This window comes from Vibrio sp. 1562, from assembly GCF_033340155.1.
In the GTDB taxonomy this organism is placed as follows: domain Bacteria; phylum Pseudomonadota; class Gammaproteobacteria; order Enterobacterales; family Vibrionaceae; genus Vibrio; species Vibrio alginolyticus.
In genome coordinates, this window is the sequence record NZ_JAWOVY010000011.1 from 96,307 (window position 1) to 109,694 (window position 13,388).

At 43.9% G+C, this 13,388-nt stretch carries 11 protein-coding genes; 6 read left to right on the forward strand and 5 right to left on the reverse strand.

Annotation, left to right across the window (positions count from 1 at the left end; all coding sequences use genetic code 11):
* Positions 1-147: 147 nt before the first annotated feature.
* The 5 genes from R7Z49_RS13535 (at position 148) to R7Z49_RS13555 (ending at position 6,768) form a co-directional block, all read left to right on the forward strand.
* Entirely contained in the window at positions 148-813 is a 666-nt protein-coding gene (locus R7Z49_RS13535; RefSeq protein ID WP_104978939.1) for an energy-coupling factor ABC transporter permease, read from the forward strand.
* A 136-nt stretch (positions 814-949) separates the two neighbouring features.
* Positions 950-1,450 (forward strand): YfbU family protein, encoded by a 501-nt coding sequence (locus R7Z49_RS13540; protein WP_005378446.1) that lies wholly within the window; start codon positions 950-952, stop codon positions 1,448-1,450.
* A 493-nt stretch (positions 1,451-1,943) separates the two neighbouring features.
* Complete coding sequence (locus R7Z49_RS13545) at positions 1,944-3,878, forward strand: PrkA family serine protein kinase (protein WP_005378447.1); 1,935 nt, start codon at positions 1,944-1,946, stop codon at positions 3,876-3,878.
* A 47-nt stretch (positions 3,879-3,925) separates the two neighbouring features.
* Positions 3,926-5,197 (forward strand): YeaH/YhbH family protein, encoded by a 1,272-nt coding sequence (locus R7Z49_RS13550; protein WP_005378448.1) that lies wholly within the window; start codon positions 3,926-3,928, stop codon positions 5,195-5,197.
* An 11-nt stretch (positions 5,198-5,208) separates the two neighbouring features.
* Positions 5,209-6,768, forward strand: a complete 1,560-nt coding sequence (locus R7Z49_RS13555; RefSeq protein ID WP_318111743.1) for a SpoVR family protein — start codon at positions 5,209-5,211, stop codon at positions 6,766-6,768.
* A 79-nt stretch (positions 6,769-6,847) separates the two neighbouring features.
* Here R7Z49_RS13555 and kdsB read toward each other — a convergent pair whose 3' ends face one another.
* Genes kdsB through R7Z49_RS13580 form a run of 5 tightly spaced genes read right to left on the reverse strand, consistent with a single transcriptional unit; the run spans position 6,848 to position 12,811 of the window.
* On the reverse strand, positions 6,848-7,603 hold the full coding sequence (kdsB, locus tag R7Z49_RS13560) for a 3-deoxy-manno-octulosonate cytidylyltransferase (RefSeq protein ID WP_053349434.1): 756 nt from the start codon (positions 7,601-7,603) through the stop codon (positions 6,848-6,850).
* Positions 7,603-7,782, reverse strand: a complete 180-nt coding sequence (locus R7Z49_RS13565) for a Trm112 family protein (RefSeq protein WP_005378451.1) — start codon at positions 7,780-7,782, stop codon at positions 7,603-7,605. The genes kdsB and R7Z49_RS13565 overlap by 1 nt, the downstream gene beginning before the upstream one ends.
* Positions 7,763-8,770: a tetraacyldisaccharide 4'-kinase gene (lpxK, locus tag R7Z49_RS13570; protein WP_186584397.1), complete on the reverse strand. Its 1,008-nt coding sequence runs from the start codon at positions 8,768-8,770 to the stop codon at positions 7,763-7,765. Before lpxK ends, R7Z49_RS13565 begins: the two co-directional genes overlap by 20 nt.
* 5 nt (positions 8,771-8,775) lie before the next feature.
* On the reverse strand, positions 8,776-10,524 hold the full coding sequence (gene msbA, locus R7Z49_RS13575; RefSeq protein WP_186584398.1) for a lipid A ABC transporter ATP-binding protein/permease MsbA: 1,749 nt from the start codon (positions 10,522-10,524) through the stop codon (positions 8,776-8,778).
* Between the two features lie 31 nt (positions 10,525-10,555).
* Entirely contained in the window at positions 10,556-12,811 is a 2,256-nt protein-coding gene (locus R7Z49_RS13580; protein ID WP_318111744.1) for a DNA internalization-related competence protein ComEC/Rec2, read from the reverse strand.
* A gap of 8 nt (positions 12,812-12,819) precedes the next feature.
* Here R7Z49_RS13580 and R7Z49_RS13585 point away from each other — a divergent pair, with 8 nt between their 5' ends.
* On the forward strand, positions 12,820-13,329 hold the full coding sequence (locus tag R7Z49_RS13585; protein ID WP_005387834.1) for a DUF2062 domain-containing protein: 510 nt from the start codon (positions 12,820-12,822) through the stop codon (positions 13,327-13,329).
* Positions 13,330-13,388: the final 59 nt, after the last annotated feature.

Below are 13,388 nucleotides of genomic sequence, written 5' to 3' on the forward strand. Positions count from 1 at the left end.
GCAAGACTAACCTCTTTAAAATACCAGCTTATTGCTGGTATTTTTTTGATTATATCTAAGCCTTATCAGTGAGTTTCTCTGCGGTCATTTAGGTATAAAAAGAACGATAGAAATGATTGCGTCATGTTCGCATAGGAAGGAAGTAACATGGATTTGTTTAACTTAGGCTCTCTTGTTGTCTCAATTTGGATAGTAGTAGTCTACTGCCTACCAGATTGGAAAAAAGTCGTTTGGCCCAAACTGGAAAAAGAAAAAGGATTTCAGCACCTCGTTTTTGCAACGCTCTTCTTTTTCAGTATTTTATGGGCCGCTCAAGCAGGTGTAAAAGAAGGATTACAGATTCATTTTCTTGCACTAACAACGCTGACGATGATGTATGGTTGGCGCATGGCATTTATACTCAGCATTCCCGCTATGTTGGTCAACCACCTACTACATGATGTGTCCTTGCTACTCTTACCCACGTCGTTAGTTCTATCTGCCCTAATTCCGATTTTCATTAGTTACTTAGTGTTTCTTCTGAGTTACCACTACTTGCCACGAAACATTTTTGTTTTCATCTTCGTTGCTGGATTTTTCAATGGCGCGATAACAGGAAGTCTGCACCTCATCATTAACTCTTTTTATCACCTATCAGTTGGTCACTACGATTGGGAAACCATTCAACATAACTACTTTGTTTTTGTGCCGTTGCTCGCCTTTCCAGAAGGTCTATTAAATGGTATGGCACTGGCGGTTTTAACCGTATTCAAGCCAGAGTGGCTGAGAGTATTTTCAGACCGAGACTACATATACAATCATTACCATAAATAAGTGTTTTCAAACTGGTCAAAAGTGACAGTTCTTGCCATTTTTTAGTATTAAATATGTGTTGAGATCATGTTTCACTCATGTCTTAAGCGTTAACCTAAGCACATTAAAAATGTATTAGATATCTAGTGAGGTCACCATGGAAATGTCAAACGCTCAACGTTTGATTCTATCAAACCAATACAACCTTATGTCTCAACTTGATCCAAGTAATGCGGCCAAATACAAACGCTTACAAACGATCGTTGAACGTGGTTATGAACTACAAATGCGAGAGTTGAACAAAGATTTCGGCTGCCTCTCAGAAGCAGAATGTCGTGAGATCATCGACGTTATGGAGATGTATCATGCGATGCAAGAATCTTACAACATGCTAGACGATGAAGACCGCAGCAACGTAGATCAGCGCCGCTTGAAGTTCTTGGGATTTGATATCGCTTCAGAAGCGCAACAAGTACATTACGTACGTTTTCTCATCGATTCTGAAGGTTTGTACCCTCAGTTTGACAAGGCAGATCATCACTTTAACAGCCAAATGCCGATGCTAGATAAATACCGCCGTATGCTGCAAACTTGGCGTAACTGCCCTCGTCAGTATCATTTATGTGAAAACGAACTAGCGCAAATCTTCAGCGCATAAAATGGTCGTCTAAGAATGAGGAGAGCGCCCACTCTCCTTGTTATTTACCCTGTCACAAACTTATCTAAGATTTTGCTCTCTTCCTACCTCTTTCACTTACCTTGCTCAATGTAGAACAACGAATCACTGAGACTCTTCTGTCTTTGCCAAATATTTGATTTCTATTGCACCTATTCACGACATAAATTCGTCCTTAATAAAAGAGTGATTCAAATGTCACTTTTACAATAAATTCATAATTGTTAAGCAAAATTGCAAATCCCCGACTAGGCTTAAGTAGAGAAAGGCTGTGATTGAAAAATTCATATCCACCGCTCACCGTTGTAACGAAAAAACCGTCCATAAAGCAAAGTCTTTGGTGTCGCCAATCTTACATTCTGTACGAACCAAATGTGATAACAGGACGTATATTCAAACAACAACGAGCATAACTGTTGGTGGAAAGCCTGAATCAACGTTCGTCGGTAGACTGACTATTAAAGGGGAAAGCGACATGAGTATTTTCGACCACTATCAATCAAGATATGAAGCTGCAAAAGATGAAGAGATGTCGTTACAGGAGTTTTTAGCCCTGTGTAAAGATGACAAAAGCGCTTATGCTAATGCAGCAGAACGCCTACTGATGGCGATTGGTGAACCAGAGATAATCGATACGGCAAAGGATCCGAGACTAAGCCGAATCTTCTCGAATCGTGTTATCTCTCGTTATGAAACCTTTAAAGACTTTTATGGCATGGAAGATGCCATAGAACAAATTGTGTCTTACCTAAAACATGCGGCGCAAGGCCTAGAAGAGCGTAAGCAGATTCTTTACTTACTCGGCCCTGTAGGTGGCGGTAAGTCTTCGCTTGCAGAAAAGCTTAAGGCTCTGATGGAACAGATGCCTATTTATGTTCTTACTGCTAACGGCGAACGCAGCCCAGTGAATGACCATCCATTCTGCCTATTCAAAGCCACAGAAGATGGCGATATTTTGAAAAAAGAATATGGCATCGAGCACCGTTATCTTCGCTCGATCATGTCTCCTTGGGCCGCTAAACGTCTTCACGAGTTTGGTGGTGATATCACCAAATTTAAAGTAGTGAAAGTACGCCCTTCTATCCTTGACCAAATCGGTATTGCCAAAACTGAACCAGGCGATGAAAACAACCAAGATATCTCATCATTGGTTGGTAAAGTCGATATTCGTAAGCTTGAACACTATTCGCAAGACGATCCAGACGCTTACAGCTACTCCGGTGCGCTGTGTAAAGCAAACCAAGGTTTAATGGAATTCGTTGAGATGTTCAAAGCACCAATCAAAGTGCTTCACCCGCTGTTAACAGCAACGCAAGAAGGCAACTTCAACGGTACAGAAGGCCTTTCTGCGATTCCATTCGACGGTATGATTCTGGCTCACTCAAACGAATCTGAGTGGCAGACCTTCCGTAACAACAAGAACAATGAAGCGTTCTTGGACCGTGTTTATATTGTGAAAGTACCTTACTGTCTACGTGTTTCAGAAGAAGTCAAAATCTACCAAAAACTTCTCGAAAACAGTGAGTTGTCTCAAGCCCCTTGTTCACCAAGCACGCTCGAGACTCTGGCACAATTCAGTATTCTTTCTCGACTTAAAGAGCCTGAAAACTCGTCCATCTTCTCTAAGATGCGCGTATACGACGGTGAAACGCTGAAAGATACGGATCCAAAGGCAAAAAGCTATCAAGAGTATCGTGATTATGCTGGTGTCGATGAAGGCATGAACGGTCTCTCAACACGTTTTGCCTTTAAGATTTTGTCACGCGTATTTAACTTCGACCAAACCGAAGTGGCAGCCAACCCTGTACATCTATTCTATGTGATTGAACAACAGGTTGAGCGCGAACAGTTCCCTGCTGAAACAGCAGAGAAATATCTCGAGTTCTTGAAAGGCTACCTAGTACCTCGATACGTTGAATTTATCGGTAAAGAGATTCAGACCGCTTATCTTGAGTCTTACTCTGAATACGGCCAAAACATCTTCGACCGATATGTCACCTATGCAGACTTCTGGATTCAAGACCAAGAGTACCGAGATCCAGAAACTGGTCAGCTATTTGATCGCTCTTCACTGAATGCTGAGCTAGAGAAGATCGAAAAAACAGCTGGTATTTCTAACCCGAAAGATTTCCGAAACGAAATCGTTAACTTTGTGCTTCGTGCGAAAGCGAATAACAATGGTCAAAACCCGGTTTGGACCAGCTACGAAAAACTGCGCACAGTAATCGAGAAGAAAATGTTCTCCAATACCGAAGAGCTACTTCCGGTTATCTCATTTAATGCGAAAACCTCTTCTGAAGATCAGAAGAAGCATGACGACTTTGTCGCTCGCATGATGGAAAAAGGCTATACCGAGAAACAGGTTCGCCTACTTTCTGAGTGGTACCTACGAGTACGTAAGTCATCCTAACCCAGTATTGAGTTAGGTCGCTTGTGAAACATGAAGAGGGCTATTTCATGGCGCAATTTATAGACCGAAGGCTCAATGGCAAGAACAAGAGCGCTGTTAATCGACAGCGCTTCTTGAAGCGCCACAAAGAGCAAATAAAAGAGTCGGTAGCAGACGCAGTGAATCGACGCTCGATTACGAATACGGAAACGGGCGAAGACGTCTCTATCCCTCACAAAGACATCAATGAGCCTATATTTCATCAAGGCAAAGGTGGTGTTCGAGAACGAGTTCATCCCGGTAACGACCAATTCATTACTGGTGATAAAATTGAGCGTCCCAAAGGTGGCGGTCAAGGTAGCGGCTCTGGAGAAGGGAACGCCAGTCCAGATGGAGAAGGCCAAGACGAATTTGTATTCCAAATATCAAAAGATGAGTACCTCGATATTTTGTTCGAAGATCTCGAGCTGCCTAATCTAGAAAAAAACCAAATTGCCAAAATCACAGAATGGAAAACGCACCGTGCAGGCTTTCAAACTGCCGGTATCCCTTCCAATATCGCCGTAGTACGCTCTCTGCAACAATCTCTTGCGCGCCGTACTGCAATGACTGCTGGTAAGAAACGACTTCTTAAAGAGTTAGAAGACGAACTTGCTCGCATCAAAAATATTGAACCTGCTCAGCAGTTTGAAGAGAACCGCTTGAAGGCTGAAATTGAAGAACTGCGCAAGAAAATCGAAAGCGTGCCGTTCATCGATACCTTCGACTTACGCTTCAAGAACTATGAGAAACGCCCGGTACCATCGAGCCAAGCGGTAATGTTCTGTCTAATGGACGTATCCGGTTCGATGGACCAGGCAACGAAAGACATCGCAAAACGCTTCTATGTTCTTTTGTACTTGTTCTTAACTCGTACCTACGAGAATGTCGAAGTCGTCTTTATCCGCCACCATACCCAAGCGAAGGAAGTGGACGAGCACGAATTTTTCTACTCACAAGAAACCGGGGGTACCATTGTATCTAGCGCGCTCAAGTTAATGGATGAAATAGTAAAAGAGCGATACCCGATTGGTCAGTGGAACATATATGCAGCTCAAGCATCCGACGGTGACAACTGGGCAGATGATTCGCCAAGGTGCCGGGATCTGTTAGTGAACAAATTACTTCCAAACTGTCAGTATTACTCTTACATAGAGATCACGCGGCGATCGCACCAAACTCTATGGCATGAGTACGAAAAACTCACTGAAGAGTTTCCTAATTTCGCAATGAAAAACATTCGCTCTGTGGAGGATATTTTCCCAGTCTTTCGTGAACTATTCCAAAAAGAAACGGCGTAAGGAGGCTAGCGATGAATACCGCAACGAGAAACCTCTCAGGAGAGGCGCCTAAGAAGCGTAACAGTAAAGCGTTGCCAGATGGACCAGATTGGACATTTGAGCTGTTAGAGCGATACCACAAAGAAATTAAGCGTGTCGCGGAGCATTATCGCCTAGACACTTACCCTAACCAAATAGAAGTGATTACTTCAGAACAGATGATGGATGCCTACTCAAGTATCGGCATGCCAATCAATTACAACCACTGGTCATTTGGTAAAAAATTCATTCAAACAGAGCAGAACTATAAACATGGTCAAATGGGGTTAGCCTACGAGATTGTGATTAACTCCGACCCTTGTATTGCTTATTTGATGGAAGAAAATACGGTAACAATGCAAGCACTCGTGATAGCGCACGCGTGTTACGGCCATAACTCTTTTTTCAAAGGTAACTACCTATTCCAAACGTGGACTGACGCCAGTTCTATTATCGACTATCTGCTGTTCGCCAAAAAGTACTTAGCCGAATGTGAAGAACGATATGGCGTAAAAGAAGTGGAAAAGCTGCTCGACTCTTGTCACGCGTTAATGAACTTTGGTGTAGACCGCTACAAGCGTCCAGAGAAAATCTCAATTACAGAGGAAAAAGCAAGACAAGAAGAACGCGAAGCATACCTACAATCTCAAGTTAATGAGCTTTGGCGCACCGTACCGACAGCCAAGACGAAAGAGGAAGACATTAAAGAGCGATTCCCAAGCGAGCCTCAGGAAAACTTGCTCTACTTCTTCGAAAAACATGCGCCGTTGCTAGAGCCGTGGCAGCGTGAAGTTGTTCGGATCGTCCGTAAGATCAGTCAGTATTTTTATCCGCAAAAACAAACGCAAGTCATGAATGAAGGCTGGGCAACGTTCTGGCACTACACCATACTCAACCATCTTTATGATGAGGGCTTGGTGTCTGAAAAGTTCATTCTAGAGTTCTTACATAGCCACACCAGTGTCGTGGCTCAGCCGCCTTATAACAGTCCTTACTTTAATGGCATTAACCCCTACGCGTTAGGCTTTGCCATGTTCCGAGATATTAAGCGTATCTGTGAAGAACCAACTGATGAGGACAAAGAGTGGTTTCCAGACTTGGCAGGAACCGACTGGTTAGATGCAGTGCATTTCGCGATGCATAATTTCAAAGATGAAAGCTTTATTAGCCAATACCTTTCTCCGAAATTAATGCGTGATTTCAAGCTGTTTGCGATAAACGATGATGATCATAAGAACTTTATTGAAGTCGCTGCGATACACGATGAGATGGGTTATAAACGCATTAGAGAAACCTTAGCTGCTCAGTATAACTTATCTAATCTTGAGCCAAACATTCAGGTGTTTAATGTCGATGTCCGTGGTGATCGCTCGCTTACGTTGCAGTACGTTCCTCACAACCGCATCCCACTTGATGATAGTTACGAAGAAGTTCTAAAGCACGTGTATCGATTATGGGGCTTTGATGTCATTCTCCAAGAAGTGAAAGACACCGGTCACCGAGAGGTGTTAGCGACCTGCCCTAAACGGAACCAATACGACACTAACATTTAACTAATACCGCGATACAAGTAAAACAAAAAGGCTCCTAATTCAGGAGCCTTGTTTATTCTTAAATCTATATGAGCATTTGTTACGCTTGCTTTGCAACAATCGCGCGCACGGCTTCTAGATCTTCGGGCGTATCAACGCCTGCTGCTGGTGCTTCTTTCGCTACCGCCACATGAATTTTTTCACCGTACCAAAGCACTCGCAGTTGCTCAAGACACTCAATCTGCTCTAATGCACTTGGTGCCCAGTTGACATACGTATTAATGAAACCAGCTCGATAAGCATAAATACCAATATGACGCATTAATGGGTTGGCAATGGTTTTGTCTTGTTTAGCAAAGTTATCGCGATCCCAGGGGATGGTTGCTCGACTAAAGTACATCGCATAGCCTTGCTCATCTGCGACAACTTTAACAGCGTTCGGGTTGAACACTTCCTCTTCCGAGTCTATTTCTACAGCTAACGTCGCCATCGGGGCTTCACACCCAGATAAGTTATCAGCAACCTGACGAATGATGGACGGCGGAATCAAAGGCTCATCCCCTTGCACATTAACAATAATGTGGTCTGACGGAATAGCCATCTTTTCAACAACTTCGGCAAGACGCTCCGTACCTGATTCGTGGTGGGGAGAGGTCATACAAACTTTACCACCAAATGACGAAACCGCTTTCGCAACACGCTCGTCATCAGTTGCAACGATGACATCTTCCGCACCCGCTTGTAGCGCTTGTTCATAAACCCACTGAACCATAGGCTTACCACCAATATCCGCTAGCGGTTTACCAGGCAAACGGCTCGATGCGTAGCGCGAAGGGATGACAACCGTAAAAGACATTAGCGTCCCTCATCCATGCTCATAGTGCGAGCTTCAGGCTCTAGCAGAACTGGAATACCCTCTTTGATCGGGTAAGCAAGGCGATCCAATTTGCAGATCAACTCTTGATTATCTTTATCGTACGTCAGCTTACCTTTGCAAACAGGGCAAGCTACAATCTCAAGTAGACGGTGATCCATAAGCCGCTTTAACCTCTTTTATTCTATTTAAAATTTGCTCTGCATCGTTTGATTCAAACTGGGCAGATACAGGCAGATACCACCAATTATCTTGCGCATAATGGCTGCACTTGACGGCATCTTTCTCGGTCATAACCACATTGGTCCCTTGTTGAGCCAATGCTTCTAATTCTTGTTGATCAAAGTCTTGATGGTCAGCAAAACCTTTTGTGACTTTAACATCTGCGTTCATCGAGTTTAGTGTATGAAAAAACCGCGGAGGATGCCCAATGCCCGCAAATGCGACGAGATCTTTCAACTCCGAGACATCCACATGTTGCTTAGTCTTAAGATTAATAGCTTTAGAGGGTGCTAAAGCCATTGCGATTTCGCCCGTATGCGCTTGACCGCCATTGGTGATGATAAAGTCGACTTCTTTAAGTCGCTCAATACCTTCACGTAAAGGACCTAATGGAATCAGGCTTTCATTCCCAAACCGGCGATTCCCATCCACAATCACTAACTCAATATCACGGCCTAACGCATAATGTTGTAATCCATCATCCGTAATTATGATATCCACATCCAAATCTAGCAGTGCTTTCACTGCATTTGAACGCACAGGATCTACCGCAACAGGTGCTCCTGTACGGCGATGAATCAACTTAGGTTCATCGCCACAATGCTTCGCTGGCGTATCTTCTTTTAGCACTAACGGATAGGCAGGAGCCTTTGCCCCATAACCACGAGAAACAACCCCCGGCTTAAAGCCCATTTGCTGTAGTTGCTCAACAAGCCACACAACAACTGGTGTTTTACCATTGCCACCAGCAGTGATATTGCCAACCACAACAACAGGTATTGGCGCATTATAAGCTTGCTTGCGGCCAGTTTGGTATTGCTTTCGCTTTGACTTGCTTATCGTTCCAAATAATAAACTCAGTGGCCACAAAAGCGGCCACAAGAGGTATTTTATTGGATGGTTTTCAAACCAGATTTTTTCAACCACCGCGCTTATTCACCAAACTGAATACGGTGCAATTGTGCATACGCACCATTTTTCTTAATAAGCTCAGCGTGGTTGCCACGTTCAATGATGGCACCATCATCAACCACAAGAATTTCATCGGCTTTCTCGATTGTGGATAAGCGGTGCGCTATTACAAGTACCGTTTTATCTTTTTGCAGCTCATCAAGTGCAGCTTGAATAGCTCGCTCGGATTCGGTATCCAAAGCCGAAGTTGCCTCATCAAGAATCAGCACTGGAGCATCACGCAATAGAGCTCGCGCAATCGCAACACGTTGGCGTTGACCACCAGACAAGCTAGCACCATTTTCACCAATCATGGTATCAAGTCCATCATCCATTTTGCTGATGAACTCCATCGCATGCGCGAGTGTTGCCGCTTTCTCGATATCACTGCGCTCATATTGGCCATCCGTTGCGTACGCAATATTGTTTGCTATCGTGTCATTAAACAAATGAACATTTTGCGATACTAGTGCAAATTGCTGGCGTAAATTCTTTAGCTCGTAATCACGAATATCATGCCCATCTAATGTGATAGATCCACTGTCAACATCATAGAAGCGGTTGAACAAGTTCGCGATGGTACTTTTACCTGAGCCAGAACGGCCAACTAGCGCCACCGTTTTTCCTCTTGGAATATCGAAGCTGACATTTTCCAATGCTGGTTTTTCTGCACCAGTGTAAGTAAAGCTTACGTTTTTAACTGAAACATCGCCATTTGCGCGTTCAACTGTCAACTTACCTTCGTTTTTCTCAGGCTCGAGGTCAATTAACGCGAAGAGCGTTTGGCTCGCGGCCATACCACGTTGGAACTGAGAAGTAACGTTAGTCAGCGCTTTAAGTGGGCGCATCAGACCAAACATTGCAGAGAAGACAACAGTAAATGTACCTGGAGTCAGTTGCTCTTTAATCGAATCAATACTTGCTAAATAAAGAACGGCAACAATTGCAAGTGATGCAATCATTTGGATGATAGGGTTAGCCGCCGCTTGAGCCGTCACCAACTTCATGCTTTGTTGACGCATTTGGTTGCTGACTTTTTCAAATCGTTTACGTTCGATGTCTTGGCCGCCATAGCTCAACACAACTTTATGGCCTTTCAGCATCTGCTCTGCTGATGCAGTTACGTTACCCATCATGGTCTGCATATTTTTGGATATTTTTCTAAAACGTTTAGAAACAACACCAATACCCCATGCTACAACGGGAGCAACAGCAAACAGCACTAGCGACAACTGCCAGCTGTTGTAAAACATCAAAACTAACAGACCAATGATACTTGCGCCTTCACGGACAATGCTCACCAACGCTTGGCTAGTTGCCGCTGACACTTGCTCTGAGTCGTAGGTTATACGCGACAATAAATTGCCCGTCTTTTCCTTATCAAAGTAAGACACTGGCATATGCATAAAGTGATTGAACACCATGCGACGGACTTGCATAACTACGTTGCCAGATACCCAGCTCAAACAGTAGGTGGAGACAAATCCACTTATGCCACGGATGAACATCATGGCAAAAATAATCAATGGAAGCGTGCGTAAAAAATCAGATTCAGCGTTCCCAAAACCTTCATCGAGTAGTGGTTTTAGCAGGGAAATCATATAGGTATCTGATATGGCATTAATAACTAATGCAATGACTGCAACGACAAGACCTGACTTATAAAGGCGAATAAATTGCCATAGACGCTTAAACGTCTGCCAAGTCGTTTCATCAGTATTTATCGACATAGAAGTGCTTTATTTTCTTACATTAAGACTCTCATTCTACTCCCTTACGCAGCATCTGCCTATACCAAGGCTCAAATGTATCGCTACGTTTGGTTTCTGAGCGCCAATTATCACGGTGAATAAAGAAGCTTACCTGACCACCCTCACCAGTATCAAGCCAAGTAATGCCAAGCTTTCGGTATGAAGCAACGACATTTTCCGCTGGCATTCCCCATCGATTGTTTTTTGCTAAAGAAGCAACCGCCACACTCGGGCTCACCGCCTCGATAAATCGAGGATTCGATGAACTTTTACTCCCGTGGTGAGGGACTAGCATCACATCGCTTTGTAACTTTCCGGGTTCTCTAAGCAAAATCCACTCGCTAATGGCCTCAATATCACCAGTAAAAAGCATACTAAAGTTAGAAATAGGGTCAGTAAGTCGTAATACACAGGAGTGCGGATTATACGCACGTTGAACAAGTGCAGGAGGCCAGAGCACTTCCATCTTTAATCCTTGCCATTTCCATTGGTCGCCTCTAGTGCAAGGTTCATATCCGATAAAGAATTGACTACTAAGTTTACGCTGTGGAGAAAAGGCATCTTCAATGAAAAAGCGGCCGCCTGCGTGATCATTATCGGAATGGCTTAGAATCAGTGTATCTATGCTTTCATAACCTCGTTGATGCAAAACCGGAGTGACGACCTGCTCTGCGATACTGCCACTTTGCCATGCTTTACCAGTGTCATACAGCAACACCTTGTCGTCTTTTTCTACAACCACTGCAAGGCCATGACCTACATCTAATACATCGATACGCCAATGCGGTTCATACTCCGCTGCAAACTTGATACTAATAACGATGCCGAGTAACAAATACCACGCGTACTGAGACATGAACCGTTGAAATATTAAGCAAACCACTATCACCATAACCAGCATTGTCATTTCCATGCTAATGGGTTGCCAAGAACCTACTGCGTACTGTATTGACGTGCTCAATGGCTGTAATGACCAGTCCACCAAATGCCACAGAGGCTTCGCTATCATTTCAAGAAACAAAGATGAGAACAGGGCTAGAAACATCAAAGGTACAACGATAAATCCGAACCAAGGAATAAATACCAAGTTGTAGGCTATTGAGGACAAACTAAAACCGGAGAAGAAATGGCCACTAACAGGTACGATTAAAGCGCTCAACATCAATTGAGTAAGCAATAACGCTTTTAATCGCGCTTTCCAACCTCCCCTTTGATGTCGAATCAAATTAATTGCGAACAATACCGCACAAACGGAGAGGTACGATAACCAAAAGCTCATACTGTAGGATGCAAAAGGTTGGACAAGCAGTTGTAGAGATACTGCAAGCAAAAGAACTCGCCAAGAAGTCCAGTGCACCAGAGTATACTTCAGGAGAACGTAAACAACGCATACCGACACTGCTCGCGTAGTAGGCAGAGAGAAATCCGCTAACCAAGCGTAGGCAACAGCGAAGATCAGCCCATATAAGCTAGGTAACAACTGGTATTGGGGTAATAGATAACGAACGGTACCGCCCACGACTAGCCCAAAAGTAAACGCCATACCAATATGTAAACCAGAAATGGAGACCAAATGCAGTAAACCACTGTCCCTGAGCGCTTGCCAATCTTCCTTAGACAACCAAGAACGGTCAGCAAAAACTAACGCACTTATTAACGAGAAATGATGAAGGGAAGACACATCATCAGCGACATCGGCAATAATGGATTGACGCAGAGATACATTAGAACGAACAATCCACTTAGCATCTTTGTTAACAACCGCTCGGGCGATAATATTTTTACCCATCGCGTGCTTTTCAGCATCAAAGCCAGCTTCGTTGCGTAGACCTGTAATCGGCTTTAACGAGATGGATGTCGTAAACTCACTGTTAACATCGAGTGGAAAAGGCGTAATAAGACGGATTTTAGGTTTAAGAAAAGGTAACAGAGTTTGAGAATTTACCGCTTCTATAGCGACAATACCTTCATAACCGTGACTTATTTGCGTAAAAGGGCTGTCAACTTTACCAATTATGGTAATATTCTCCCCTGCTTGAAAAAGGGCTTGTCTCTGAGACTCCAATACATTGCCGTGGACGATGACAACCATAAAGCCCGCAATTGCGCCTATGCTAATTAAGCCACGACGTAATTTGATTATTGAGCCAGTGGTTATTATTCCCAGCAGCAACCAACGCCAATCTGGTATTATCGGCCACCAAGCTGACGAGATTACGCTCGCTACAAATAACGCCAAGGTCCAACTTTTTTCTGAGAGAGTCATGCTGTCCTATGCCTAGAAAGCTGATAAAACGCTTCATGCCAGATCATGAATTGATCAAACGCCAAAAAGCATTGAAGGTCTTCGGCAATGTGTTGTACAACCCAAACTTGTGGTGCTTAAACCGCCGCTCGGCATCAGGGGCTTTTGCTGTCGGGTTATTTATGGCTTTTGTTCCGCTGCCGAGCCAAATGATCATGGCCGCTGGTTTGGCCATTATGTTGGGTGTCAATCTGCCCCTCTCCGTCGCTTTGGTATGGATCAGCAATCCTATCACTATGCCTGTGCTATTTTACTTTGCGTACAAGCTAGGTGCTCTAGTGATGCGTCTTCCCCCGCAACCTTTTCACTTTGAACTATCGTGGGAATTCATCATGCAGCAAATGAGCACCATTGGACCTCCATTTCTATTGGGCTGCGCAATTTGTGGGGTTGTATCCGCGATTATTGGCTACTTCGGAATTCGAGGGCTTTGGCGCTACTCGGTGGTACGGAGCTGGCAAAAACGCAAAATAAGATAAGACCTTACTGCGTAAAAATCAGCATTTGAGCTATCAGTTGAGGGGCATCTAACAGTTAG

Excerpts from the sequence above, each read along its gene's own strand:
- R7Z49_RS13585 (WP_005387834.1), top strand. The coding sequence starts at position 12,820 with ATGCCTAGAAAGCTGATAAAACGCTTCATGCCAGATCATGAATTGATC.
- kdsB (WP_053349434.1), bottom strand. The coding sequence starts at position 7,603 with ATGTCTTTTACGGTTGTCATCCCTTCGCGCTACGCATCGAGCCGTTTG.
- R7Z49_RS13545 (WP_005378447.1), top strand. The coding sequence starts at position 1,944 with ATGAGTATTTTCGACCACTATCAATCAAGATATGAAGCTGCAAAAGAT.
- R7Z49_RS13565 (WP_005378451.1), bottom strand. The coding sequence starts at position 7,782 with ATGGATCACCGTCTACTTGAGATTGTAGCTTGCCCTGTTTGCAAAGGT.
- R7Z49_RS13550 (WP_005378448.1), top strand. The coding sequence starts at position 3,926 with ATGGCGCAATTTATAGACCGAAGGCTCAATGGCAAGAACAAGAGCGCT.
- R7Z49_RS13540 (WP_005378446.1), top strand. The coding sequence starts at position 950 with ATGGAAATGTCAAACGCTCAACGTTTGATTCTATCAAACCAATACAAC.
- msbA (WP_186584398.1), bottom strand. The coding sequence starts at position 10,524 with ATGTCGATAAATACTGATGAAACGACTTGGCAGACGTTTAAGCGTCTA.
- R7Z49_RS13555 (WP_318111743.1), top strand. The coding sequence starts at position 5,209 with ATGAATACCGCAACGAGAAACCTCTCAGGAGAGGCGCCTAAGAAGCGT.
- R7Z49_RS13535 (WP_104978939.1), top strand. The coding sequence starts at position 148 with ATGGATTTGTTTAACTTAGGCTCTCTTGTTGTCTCAATTTGGATAGTA.
- R7Z49_RS13580 (WP_318111744.1), bottom strand. The coding sequence starts at position 12,811 with ATGACTCTCTCAGAAAAAAGTTGGACCTTGGCGTTATTTGTAGCGAGC.